The sequence below is a fragment of the Luteolibacter sp. Populi genome (genome assembly GCF_040801775.1).
GTDB lineage: Bacteria > Verrucomicrobiota > Verrucomicrobiia > Verrucomicrobiales > Akkermansiaceae > Haloferula.
Map to the genome: position 1 here is coordinate 741,363 of NZ_CP161812.1, position 12,176 is coordinate 753,538.

8 protein-coding genes and 1 tRNA gene are annotated in these 12,176 nt (G+C 62.6%); 3 read left to right on the forward strand and 6 right to left on the reverse strand.

Going from position 1 to position 12,176, the window contains the following annotated elements; all coding sequences use genetic code 11:
- Positions 1-17 precede the first annotated feature (17 nt).
- Positions 18-695 (reverse strand): NYN domain-containing protein, encoded by a 678-nt coding sequence (locus tag ABWK72_RS02860; protein ID WP_367873272.1) that lies wholly within the window; start codon positions 693-695, stop codon positions 18-20.
- Between the two features lie 3 nt (positions 696-698).
- Positions 699-771, reverse strand: a tRNA-Thr gene (locus ABWK72_RS02865).
- 192 nt (positions 772-963) lie between these two features.
- On the opposite strand from ABWK72_RS02865, the gene ABWK72_RS02870 reads away from it, so the two are divergent.
- Positions 964-2,727: an alpha-L-rhamnosidase C-terminal domain-containing protein gene (locus ABWK72_RS02870; RefSeq protein WP_367873273.1), complete on the forward strand. Its 1,764-nt coding sequence runs from the start codon at positions 964-966 to the stop codon at positions 2,725-2,727.
- A gap of 29 nt (positions 2,728-2,756) precedes the next feature.
- On the opposite strand, the gene ABWK72_RS02875 is transcribed toward ABWK72_RS02870, so the two are convergent.
- Positions 2,757-3,512, reverse strand: a complete 756-nt coding sequence (locus tag ABWK72_RS02875) for an ABC transporter ATP-binding protein (RefSeq protein ID WP_367873274.1) — start codon at positions 3,510-3,512, stop codon at positions 2,757-2,759.
- Between the two features lie 488 nt (positions 3,513-4,000).
- Here ABWK72_RS02875 and ABWK72_RS02880 point away from each other — a divergent pair, with 488 nt between their 5' ends.
- Together ABWK72_RS02880 and ABWK72_RS02885 are read left to right on the forward strand one after the other, a co-directional pair.
- Positions 4,001-7,804 (forward strand): tetratricopeptide repeat protein, encoded by a 3,804-nt coding sequence (locus tag ABWK72_RS02880; RefSeq protein ID WP_367873275.1) that lies wholly within the window; start codon positions 4,001-4,003, stop codon positions 7,802-7,804.
- A 116-nt stretch (positions 7,805-7,920) separates the two neighbouring features.
- Positions 7,921-9,339, forward strand: a complete 1,419-nt coding sequence (locus tag ABWK72_RS02885; RefSeq protein ID WP_367873276.1) for an efflux transporter outer membrane subunit — start codon at positions 7,921-7,923, stop codon at positions 9,337-9,339.
- A gap of 6 nt (positions 9,340-9,345) precedes the next feature.
- Here the strand turns inward: ABWK72_RS02885 and ABWK72_RS02890 are convergent, their stop codons facing one another.
- From ABWK72_RS02890 to ABWK72_RS02900, 3 genes are all read right to left on the reverse strand, one after another.
- On the reverse strand, positions 9,346-10,362 hold the full coding sequence (locus ABWK72_RS02890; RefSeq protein ID WP_367873277.1) for a glycosyltransferase family 25 protein: 1,017 nt from the start codon (positions 10,360-10,362) through the stop codon (positions 9,346-9,348).
- A 38-nt stretch (positions 10,363-10,400) separates the two neighbouring features.
- Complete coding sequence (locus ABWK72_RS02895) at positions 10,401-11,042, reverse strand: glycosyltransferase family 2 protein (RefSeq protein ID WP_367873278.1); 642 nt, start codon at positions 11,040-11,042, stop codon at positions 10,401-10,403.
- A 214-nt stretch (positions 11,043-11,256) separates the two neighbouring features.
- Complete coding sequence (locus ABWK72_RS02900; protein ID WP_367873279.1) at positions 11,257-11,988, reverse strand: hypothetical protein; 732 nt, start codon at positions 11,986-11,988, stop codon at positions 11,257-11,259.
- Positions 11,989-12,176: the final 188 nt, after the last annotated feature.

Consider the following 12,176-nt stretch of genomic DNA (forward strand, 5'->3'; position numbering starts at 1 on the left):
CGGGAGCACTTTGCATTTCAAGTCGGCAAGCGAGCGAAAAACTCCAAATCCAAATCCCAAAAGAGATCAACGCGAGGCGGGATAAGCGGATTCAACCCGCTAGAAAACGCTCCAACCGTAACCCTAACACCACGTCGCATCACTTCTTCATAGACCGGCAAATAGTCACCATCCCCCGACAGGACTATGACATGCTCCACCGCGCCGCTATAGGCAGTCCGGAGCAAATCCGTAGTGAGATTGATGTCGACGCTCTTGGTCTTTGTTCTCCTCACTTCCTTCTTGAAGACGAATGGAGTGAGGGTGCCCTCACTGAATCGTTCGGTTCCAGATCTCCCACCAAAATGAAGCTTGGCGATTTCAGAGCGCAAAGTCTCAAGTGCATCATCGTCTCCGGCTGCTGCGGTGTAGTAACAAATGCGATACGGGCATTCACGGGGAGACGAGAAAATTTCCTCGTCCCAAACATACCTGCCAACACTGTGTTTGATTATTCCAGATGAGCGACGACCTGCGGCGACCATCGCTTCATATCTCAACAAAATGTTCTCACCATCGATGAACATCACCGATCGATCTCGCAAGGCAGTGGGCGGGTTACGAGCAAATCCCATCAGCTCTGAATAGGCACGATGAAGTGCTGAGGACAACCGATCTTTCGTGCTTTTTAGAATCCCGCCTTGATGAATTTCCAAGAGAGCCTGTTGTCGGACTCGAACCGACGACCTGATCATTACAAATGAACTGCTCTACCAACTGAGCTAAACAGGCGACTCCTTGGACAATCCCGGCGGCAGGCTTTCGCTTAACGTCGGGGCGGCGATTTACCGCGAATGCGCCGCAGACGAAAGCCTTAAATGCCGGTTCCCTCGTAAAGGCTTGGCCCGCGTACCCCATTTTCGGGGGGCACCACTCACCCGTCCTTGCCTCGGCCCCGCGTTTATCGCTGCTTGGCCGGAACCCATGCGCTTCCTACTGTGCCTCTTCCTGCCCTTTGCCAGCATCCTCGCCGCGGAGCGCAGCCCGGTAGTCCCCACCACGGAGGCACCGGTGCTTTGTGAGAAGAAGGGCGAAGGGCACTGGTTCGTGGACTTCGGCACCGCCGCCTTCGGTAATGTCGAGATCACTGCGGATGCCAATGCCAAGGTCACCCTGCACCTGGGCGAGGCCCTCTCGGCCCCGGGCAAAGTCAATCGCAAGCCCGGCGGCACCGTCCGCTACCAGCGCCATGAGCTGAGCCTGCGTGCCCGCAATGCCACCAGCCCGCCGGTAAGCTGGCAGCCTCCGGGATGGATGAAGTCCGGCTTCCTCGATTTGCCGAAGGGCTGCAAGGAGATGATGCCCTTCCGCTACGTCGAGATCGAGGGCGCGCCGCCAAGCTTCGCCATCGGCCAGATCCGCCGGATCTCCTGGGCCGTGGCCTTCGATGACAAGGCCGCCGTCTTCGAGTCCTCCAGCCCGGAGCTGAATGCCGTGTGGCAGCTTTGCAAGCACAGCATCAAGGCCACCAGCTTCATGGGCCTCTACGTCGATGGCGACCGCGAGCGCAAACCCTACGAGGCCGACGTGCTGATCAACCAGCTCTCCCACTACTGCCTCGATGCGAATTACGAGACCGCGCGCCTGACCCACGAGTATCTGTTAGACAAGCCGACCTGGCCCACCGAATGGCGGCTGCAATCGGTGATCCTGGCCTGGCACGATTCCCTCTGGTCCGGCGACGACCGCTCGCTGCGCAAGCACTACGAAACCCTGAAGGGCCGGGCCATGATCCAGCGCCGCAGCAAGGAGGGCTTCTTCCTCGGCTGGAACGATGGCGAGATCAAGGACATCGTTGATTGGCCCGTGAACGAACGCGACGGCTACGACATGAAGCCTCCGGTGAAGACCGTCGTCACCGCCTTCCACTACCGCGCGTTGGTGCTGTTAGAGAAGATCGCCACACAGCTCGGCAAGAGCGGCGATGCCAAGGAATTCGCCACACTGGCGGAGCAGACCCGCAAGGCCGTGAACGAGCAGCTTTGGGACGAAACCCGCGGCTGCTACGTCGATGGCTGGAATCCGGAAAGCGGCACGCCCGTCAGCCACGCCTCCGCTCACGCCAGCTTCTTCGCGCTGGCCCTCGGGCTGGTGCCGGAAGACCGTATAGCCAAGGTCGGAACCTATCTGAGGGGTCGCGGCATGCCCTGCAGCGTCTATGGCGCGCAGTTCCTGTTAGACGCGCTCTACGATGCCGGCGAAGGCGGGCAGGCGCTCTCCTTGCTGGTTTCCCGCGAGCGCCGCTCATGGCTGAACATGTCGGAGAAGGTCGGCTCCACCATCACCCTCGAAGCCTGGGACCCCTCGCTGAAGCCGAACCTCGATTGGAACCACGCCTGGGGTGCCGCGCCTTCGAATATCATCGCCCGCCGCCTGATGGGGATCGAACCGCTCGAGCCCGGCTTCAAGCGTTTCCAAGTGCGCCCGCAGACCGCCTCGCTCGAACGCGCCCGGATCAAGTTCCCCACCCCCAAGGGCCCGATCTCGATGGAGATCAAGGGCCCGGATGCCTCCGCATGGGAAGCTCGCATCATCGTCCCCCCCGGCACCGCAGCGGAGTTCCATCTCCCCTTCCCTGGCGAGCCCGCGACCGAGGGTGCCACGGACGCCGTCGCGCTGAGGGAGGAGAAGGGCCGCAAGGTGCTCGGCTTGAGGCCGGGTGCCTGGGTGATTCGGATGCGCAAGTGATCGTGCCGCCCTCGGGAAGAGTGCCTCCCTCAAGCAACGCTCTCCGGCTCCCGCCCCGTCCCGCCGCAACGCTGGCACAGCAGCGCCTCGTCTGTCGTCGCCAGCGCCGACCCATCGGTGATCTTCCCATCCTTGATGACCAGCCGCCGGTCGCCCCGCGTCGCCAGATGCTCATCATGCGTCACCACCACCAAAGTCGTATCGCTCTCCGCCGCCAAACCTAACAGCAGGTCCATTACCTCCTTGCTGTTCCGCGAATCCAGATTCCCCGTCGGCTCGTCCGCAAACAGCACCGGCGGGTGATTTACCAGCGCCCGCGCAATCGCCACCCGCTGCTGCTCGCCCCCGGAAAGCTCCGCGGGCAAGTGATCCGCCCGGTCCGCCAGCCCCACCCGTGCCAATGCCGCCTTCGCCGCCGCATCCGCATCCACCCCGCCGATCGCCCCCGGCACCAGCACGTTCTCCAGCGCCGTCAGCTCCGGCAGCAGCAGGTAATTCTGGAAAATGTAGCCGATCTTCGCATTCCGGAAAGCCGCCTGTCTCTTCGGCCCCAGCGAATAGAGATCCACGCCGTCAATGTGCACGCTCCCCTGCTCTGGCCGCTCCAGCCCCGCCAGGGTATAAAGCAAGGTCGTCTTCCCCGCCCCGCTCGGTCCGCACAAGAACACCCGCTCCCCCCGCTGGATCGACAGATCGATCCCGTGCAGCACCTCGATGCTCTTCTTCGCGATCTTGTAGCTCCGATGAAGATTGGAGGCCTGGATAACAGCAGAAGCATCACTCACGCCCCGAACCCTCCCGACTTCCCCCCTCCCCGTCAAGGACCGCCCACCTCACCACCCCCGCTTCGCCAAGCACCGCCGCACACCAAGGAGGGGGTGCGTCTCGCGCCCTGTCTCTCCACCACCCCAACGTCTCCAACAACGCCCAGCCCCCATTGAGACCGCCGGGCACCGCCCGGCAGAACGGTCCCCGCCCGCCACACCACAAGACCCCAATCAAACCCAACCTCCCGCCGAATGCCTGCCCCCCGGGACCGCGGAGGCTCTGCCCCGCAGAACGGTCCCTGACTGCCACCCACCATCACAAGCCCTCCATCAACCCCACCGCTCAAATCCACCCACCCCACCCCAATCCAAATCTCCCACCTGCGTCCATCCTGTCCATCTGCGGTTGAACGCCTTCCCTCCTCCACCCATCCACAAACCGGTTCCACAACTCCCATCGCTTTCCCATCGCCGCGAACCCATCACTCTGCTTGTCTCCCCATGGCATGAGTAAGCTTCCCTCCCCGATCATTGCTGTCAGCGCCGCCGTCGCGGGCCTCAGCGGAAAATGCCTATCCCTCGTCGGCGATCTCAAGGACACCGAGCTCCTCGACCTCATCACCAATGGCGACGCCCTCGGCCTGGCCGCCGGACTCACCGGCATCGGCGTCCTTGCCGCCGACTACCACGGCAAATGGAAGGACGGCAAGAAGATGGAAGGCTTCTCCCGGACCCTCCAAGCCATCTTCCGCAACACCGAAGAAGTCCGCCGCCGCATCCCCTACGCCGGCGTGCTCATCGATGAATGCGAACAAGGCCTCACCAATCCCAACCAGGTCCAACTCTCCCTAGACGACCCCGCCTACCCCGCCTTCGCCCTCTATAAGGCCCTCAAGCGCCACGACCGCCCCGCCGAGGACTGCCTCCGCGAAATCCTCTCCGTCCTAACAAAACAGGACTCAACCGCCCGCCTCACCGCCGCCCGCCAAAAGCAATTCGCCGCCGAACTCGCCGAAGGCCAGCTCACCGTCCTCCGCTCCAATCACCAAGCCCTCATCGCCCTCATCGAGGCAAAGGATCTCACCGCCCGATCCAACCTCGACATCCACCTCGCCAGCCTCCGCCTCGAACTCGTCGCGGCACTCGATGAAATCCGTTCCGGCATCCAAACCCTGCTGGCAGGTCAGCAAGCCCACACCAGCGATCTCTCCGAGATCAAGGATAGCGTGAGGGTCTTGATCGAACGTCCTTCGTTCCGCCCCCATCCCATCCCCCACCAACTCCCACCCGCCGCGGATCGTTTCTTCGGTCGTGTCGTCGAACACGGCAAACTCACCGCCCGCCTCCGCGAAGGGAAGCACACCGCCGTCCTCGGCCCCGCCGGCATGGGCAAGACCGCCTTAGCCGCCGAGGTCCTCGCCAGTCTCTTCGGAAAAGCTACCCCCACCGATCTCGCCCGCACGCTCTTCCCCCACGGCCTCGTCTTCCTCGATCTCTACTCGCTGAAGGCCGTCCCCGACCCCTTCTGGCACGCCCTTGCCAATGCATTGCAAGGAGACGATTTCCAGAAAGACGCCCCGGCTCACGAACGCGCCACCCTCGCAGCCGCCAACAAACGCTTCCTCCTCACGATCGAAGGCGCAGAAGAAGCCGACGGCACCGCCGACCGCTCCTATCTCTGCGACCTCCTCGCCATCCTGCCGGAGTCTGCCACCACACTCCTTCTCACCCGGAACAGCACCCAGGCCCCGCCTGCCCGTCGAATCGCCATCGAGCACCGTCTAGAACCGCCGGACGATACCGACCTGTTCCGCCATCACTTCGGCGCGGAACCGCCCGCCACTTTGCTTGCTGAAATGCTCGCCCTATTGGAAGGCCACCCGCTCGCAATCACCTGGGCCGCTTCCCTATTCGGCATCGAAGGCCACGCCGCCGCCGCCCTCGCCGTGGAATGGCAAGGGGAAATGCTCCCCCCAATCCACGATCCCGACCCGAACGAGCCAAAGCACCACACTCTCCAGTGGCTATTCCGTCGCAGCCTTCGCGGCCTGAACACCTCTACTCGCCGCGTACTAGATGCTGCATCCCTCCTCGCCCGCGCCCCTTTCCCCGCCAGCTTACTGTCACCGATCTTAGAAGGTTCGGCCACCCTTCGCGAACTGGCCCATCGCTCCATCCTCCGTTCCCTTCCCGGTGGCGAGTGGGAATTCACCCACGTCCTCGGCTACCAATTCGCCCGCCAAGAAGTAACTCCGGACGCCGCCGAGACTCTCGCCGAGACTCTCGCTCGCCAGCTCGCCGGGGAATTGCAGGAGGGCGCGCGCGACGCCCAAGGCATCGACGCCGTAATCCCTTTCGCCCGACACCTCACCCACGCCGCCGTTCTGCTGGAGACTTCCCGCCCGCCAATCCTGTGGCTTTCCCTTGCAAACTTGCTCCTCTACGACATTCGCGACCTTCTCCTATTCCGCGGCCAATTGACCCATATCGACACCTGCCTGCGCGCAGTCGATGATTGGCTCTCACGCGCCCCACAGGACGATCCGAAATGGCAACGTGAGCGATCCTCCTGCTACGACCGGTTCGGCGATGTCGCTCTAGCCCGAGGCAAGCTTCAGGTTGCCGCCGAACGCTTCGCCTACTCGCTCGTTGTCGCCGAAACTCTTGCCGCCGCCAACCCTAACAACACCCAATGGCAGCGCGACCTCTCCATCTGCTATCACAAGCTCGGCGGTGTCGCCGTCGCTCAAGGCAAGCTCGACGTGGCAGCCAAACGCTTTGCCGACTCGCTCGCTGTCGCTGAAACCCTTGCCGCCGTCGACCCCGCCAACACCGAATGGCAGCGCGATCTTTCTATTAACCACGACCGACTCGGCGATGTCGCCATCGCCCAAGGCAAGCTTGACGTGGCCGCTAACCGTTTTGCCGACTCTCTCGCCATCCGCGAAAAACTTGCCGTCGTCGACCCCGCCAACACCGAATGGCTGCGAGATCTTTCTCTGAGCCACGACCGACTCGGCGATGTCGCCGTCGCCCAAGGCAAGCTTGAAGTGGCCGCCAACCGTTTCGCCGACTCGCTCGCCATCCGCGAAAAACTCGCCGTCGTCGACCCCGCCAACACCCTCTGGCAACGCGACCTTTCAGTCAGCCACGAACGCCTCGGTGATGTCGCCGTCACTCAAGGCAAGCTTGAAGTGGCCGCCAAACACTTCGCCGACTCGCTTGCTGTCGCCGAAACTCTTGCCGTCGTCGACCCCGCCAACACCGAGTGGCAGCGCGATCTTTCTATCAGCCACGACCGACTCGGCAATGTAGCCGTCACCCAAGGCAAGCAAGACCTGGCCGCCAAGCGCTTCGCCGACTCACTCGCCATCCGCGAGGAACTCGCAGCCGCCGACCCAGATAATACCCAGTGGCAGCGAGACCTTTCCATGGGCTATAACAAGCTCGGCGATGTTGCCATCGCCCAAGGCGATCTTAACGTGGCCGCCGAGCGCTTCGCCGACTCGCTCGCCGTTCGCGAAACACTCGCAGCTGCCGAGCCCGCAAACACTCAGTGGCAGGGCGACCTTTCCATCAGCTATAACAAGCTCGGCGATATTGCCCTCGCCCAAGGCAAACTCGAGGTGGCCGCCAAACTCTTCACCGATTCGCTCGCCATAGGCGAAAAACTCGCTGCCGCCGACCCAGGTAACACCGAGTGGCAACGTGACCTCGCCAGCATCCATGACCGGCTCGGCAATGTCGCCGTCGCCCAAGGCAGGCTTGACGTGGCCGCCAAACGCTTCGCCGACTCGCTCGCCGTCGCTGACCCCGACAACGCGCAATGGCAGAGTGATCTCTCCAGTTGTTATAACAAGCTCGGCGATGTCGCGGTAGCTCAAGGCAAGCTTGACTTGGCCGATGAAAGCTTCGCCGACTCACTCGCCATCCGCGAAAAACTCGCTGCCGCCGATCCCGCCAACACCGAGTGGCAACGAGACCTTTCCGTCACCCATGACCGGCGCGGCAATCTCGCTTTCGCACAAGGCGGAATTGACGTGGCCACCAAACGCTTCGCCGACTCACTCGCCATCCGCGAGAAACTCGCCGCCGCCAACCCAGCTAATACCCAATGGCAACGCGACCTTTTTGTTCCCTACTACAAATTGGCACGTCTTGCCGGGGCGCAGGGAGATGCCTTTTCCGAGAGACGCTACCGGCAGTCTGCCTATGATACGTTAGAAAACCTTGATCGGAACGGAGTTCACCTCGCGCCGGAATTCCGGGCCATCCTCACGATGCTAAAAGAAAAACTCGCCGACCAATAGAAGAGTAAAGGCGTGCACCCAAGCTTCCTGCTTGCTCTGCCCTCGCGGCCCGTTTGTCTTGCCCGGCAGACAAAGCACCGCCAGCAACCGCGTAAGGTCGTCTGCCAACCCGGCCCATGCAATCGATTTTCCCACAAGACCGATCCTTCCGAGCCACTGTAACGCTGGTCGCCCTCGCGCTCGTCTCATGCGAAGGCTTCCACTTCGACATCCCCCACGAACGCCTCGAAGTCTCCGCCCCCGACTCCTGGCAAGCCGCCTCCAATGGCCACCATGGCGAGATCAGCACCGGTTGGCTGGACGAGTTCTCCGACCGCGGGATGAAGCAGGCGGTCGGCGAGGCGCTGGAACACAACCAAGATCTCAAAACCGCCGCCGCGCGGATGCGGCAGGCCAAGCATTCCGCCATCGCCGGCCGGGCCCGGCTGCGGCCTTCCGCCGGGGTCGATGCCGCGGCAGGCTACCGGATCAACGAGAACGGCAGGAACCCCGCCGATGAATCCGAGAACTACGGGCTGTCGCTCGCCGCTTCCTGGGAGATCGACCTCTGGGGCCGCTTGCGCGATCTCACTTCCGCCGATGAAGCCGACCATGCTTCCGCCCAAGCCGCCTACCGCGGTGCCCGGCTCTCGCTGGCGGCGAATGCGGGCAAGGCCTGGTGCAACCTCATCACCGCGGAGCACCTGTTAGAGCTGTCCCATGAGACCCTCGACTCGAACAGCAAGGTACTCGGCATCACCGAGCGCCTCTTCAAGGGCGGTGCCGGCCAAGGTGCCCTAGATGTCCAGCTCGGCCGCACCAACGTCGCCGCCGCCGGGCGCGCCGTGAAAGCCGCCGAACTTGCCCGCAACGAAGCCGCCCGCAGCTACGAAGTCCTGATCGGCCGCTACCCGTCCGCCGAATCACGCGGCAGCCGCGAATTGCCGGCGCTGAAAAGCCACGTGCCCGCGGGCCTCCCCGCCAGCCTCATCGAGCGCCGCCCGGATCTCGCCGAGGCCCGCGCGGAGATCTTCGCCAGTGCCAAGCGCGCCGACGCCGCCCGCAAGGAGCTCCTGCCGCGGCTCGCTCTAACAGGTAGCAGCGGCACGCCCGTCTCACGCTTCGGCAATTTCCTCGATCCCGCCTTCCTCGCCACCTCGGTCGCGGCGAATGCCAGCCAATCCCTTTACGAAGGCGGCGCGCTCGCCGCCAACGCCAAGGCTGCCCTCGCCGCCAACGATGCCACCGTGCACGCGTACGCCCGGACCGCGCTCGAAGCCTTCCGCGAAGTCGAGTCCGCGCTGAATGCCGATGCCTCACTCGCCGAGCAAGAGAGCTTCCTCCTCAAGGAAGTCGAACAAGCCGCCCTGGCGCAGAAGCAATCGGCGCGCGATTACTCGGACGGCTCGAACGACGACATCCTCCGCGTCCTCGAATCCCAGACCCGCGCGACCAATGCCCGGGGCAGCCTGATCCGCCTCCGCAACCAGCGCCTCCAGAATCGCATCGACCTGCACCTCGCCCTCGGCGGGGACTTCAGGACCGAGGCGAAATGAAAATGCCTATTCGTTGAGCGGGTGGGCAAACAAGCCGTTGTAGGGATAATTCAAGAGGCTCTCGAAATCCGCGCCCCCGGCGTCACGAATTCCCGCGGGCCAGCAAGCGCCCGCCTCCTCCATCGTGATCTCCGCATGCCTGATGCCGGGAAGCATACCCCGGTCCAAGGCCTCGCCCGCAATCATCGCCAGCCACTTCTCCAATTCCTGCTGCTCTCCCACGCAAGCATCCAAGCCGGCGTCTTCAAAAGTGCCTGGCTTCAGCGTGTTCCCGAAATGCACCGCCTCGCGCACTTGCGCCGCAAGCTCTGCCTCCTGATCGGGAGAAAGATAAATAAAGGGCAGACCGCTGCTGAAGCCCGGCGGGAACCACCACATCCGCGGATTCGCCCGGCCCGAAATATTGCTCCCGCCGTCGTCCTGGCCTGCCAACCACCACGCCGGGGTGTAAACCTTCCAATCGCGCCGCTCATGGGCGATCCCAAGCTGATGGTCCACATGCCACGGCGCGCGCTCGATGTAATCCGGGGCATTGGCGATGTGCTGCTGGAAGATTGCCATCGCCCGCCGATGCAGCGCGAAGGCATGGGTGCGATTGATACAGGAACCCCGGAGCACAAAGGAGGTCCCGTCGACGGCCTGCGGCTTCTGCAAATGTTGGCCGCCGAGATAGAGTTGCCCCCAGTCCGGAGGCAATTCATCCATCAGCAACTGGAGATGGTCCGGCGCACGGGCGTGAAAAACCGCGTCGTCCTCCAGCACCAGATAGTTCCCGATCCCGTCCATGATTGCCTCCTGCACCAGCCGCAGGTGCGTTTGCAGACAGCCCCAGGCACCGCCTCCGGCCTTGAACCAAGACGGCGGCCAGCACATGTCACCTGAAATAGCCTTCACCCAGGTGATCTCGCCCGGACCCGCCAGGCCCAGCTCATCGAGATGCCGCTCGATCCTCTCCCGCCGGTCGGGCCGGTACGGGAGATTGATGATGTAGATCCGTTCGAAGTAATCGCTGAGTTTTGGCATCGTTGGAAATCTCTTGAGGCGTTGTGATCGGCTGGCAATCAGGCGGCACCGCGGATCCGCCGGTAGGCGGCCATGTCATTCTCGCAGATCCCCCTGAATTCCGCCCTGTCCGCGGTCACGGACATGTGCGTCCTGATCTGCAGGTCCATCACCCCGACCCGCTTTCCCGTCCGCCCCATTTCATCAATGAGAAAGTCATCTCCACACCAGATCTTGAGCTCATCGGGTATCGGAACGAAATCCGCCTTCCTCACCATCATGCACACGCCGAATCCCCAGTTCCGGCCGGACCCGCACCCGGAGATCTCCACCGCATCCTGGAAGTAATCGTCATGCCGGGTCAGGGGCCCGATGGATTCAGCCCGGGTGCCGATCAGCGAGTAGCCGGAGAGCGGCGCGGCGGCGAGCCTCTCGAAGCTGTTTTCCGGAATCAGGATATCGTCATTCAGGAAGACCAGCCACTCGCAGCCCGCACTCGCCAAGCCGGCACCCAGATTCCACGCGGGATTCACGAAAATGTTGGATGGCAGCACCACCTCCCTGAATTTGGCATGCCGCGGGATCTCGATCCCCCTGCCGGAATTGTTGATCAGCAGGACCTCCCCCACCTCCTCCGCCGCACCCAGTATCCTCATCAGGATCTGGAGCGTAAAAGGGCTATGACCCAGGGTTGGAATCACGACACTGAACATCATGACAGGTGCGGGGTGCCTCGCCGCTTAAAGGGACCTTCCATAAGCTTGCCTGAGTTCTCGCGGGAAAGGGCCGCAGAGGAATAGGATGAATGCAGATCACGGGACAATGGCGAAGGGCTGGCACAAGGGCGGACGCCTACCGCACTCTCTCTGCCTTTCCTGAAAACTGAAGACTGAAAACTAGCAAACTCCCGGCATCTCATGGGTCCCACTGGAAAACATTGTAGTCCTCGATCCGGATCCTCCCGTGCTGCTCGAAATGTGCCGTCACGATCCCCGGCTCATGCGCGTAGCTCGCCCCCTGCGCGATCAGATCCCGCGTCCGCTTCTTCATCCTGCCGATCACTCCCCCGTCCCACTTGTAGTGATGAAACACCAGCAGCCGCGGCAAGCGGGCATCATTCTCCTCCGCCGTACCGCCGAGGTGGTGGATCGCCCCCCAGTGCGGCCACTTCGTGATCAGCACTTTCGTGTTCACGGCCCCGCACATCAGCTTTGTCACCTCGCACATCACCGGAAATTGCTCCTCTAGCGATGGCTCCGCAGCGATTTCCGGCAAATGCCCGCCCGCCGCGAAGCGATCCACGCACCAGCCGGTCGCGTAAATCGCCCCCGTCCTCTCCATCTCGGTCGCCAAGGTCTGCAGATCCTCATTGATGAACTCGTCCACATCGATCGGCATCAGATAACCGGAGTTAAACACCGTCCGCGCATACCACCCCAGACTATTGCCCCAAAACGGCACCGTGAAACGGTGCGGCCAGCGGTGCAGTGCCGTGACCCCCGGCAACCGGTAGCCCTCCAGCGAATCTGTGTCAGTAGCGCATTGGACAAAGGCGTGGATCTCATCCACCCGCTCGCGGTAGTGCTCCACGAAATGCGGCCAGAGCGCGGCTCGCTCAGGCTCGAATAGAGTGACGATGCGGATCATGAAATTTGTTTAACAATGAAAACCCTCACGAAATCACTGCCTTCTTAGCCGGGATTTCCGAATTTCTGAGGTCCTGAAGGGCTCGCCTTTTCAAGATTCAAGGACTGACCCCATCGTTAGGAAGCGGAGGGGCCGTGCCATGGTGTGAATGAAGCATTCAAACTCGTCGTATGCCAAGGCGGTTCTCA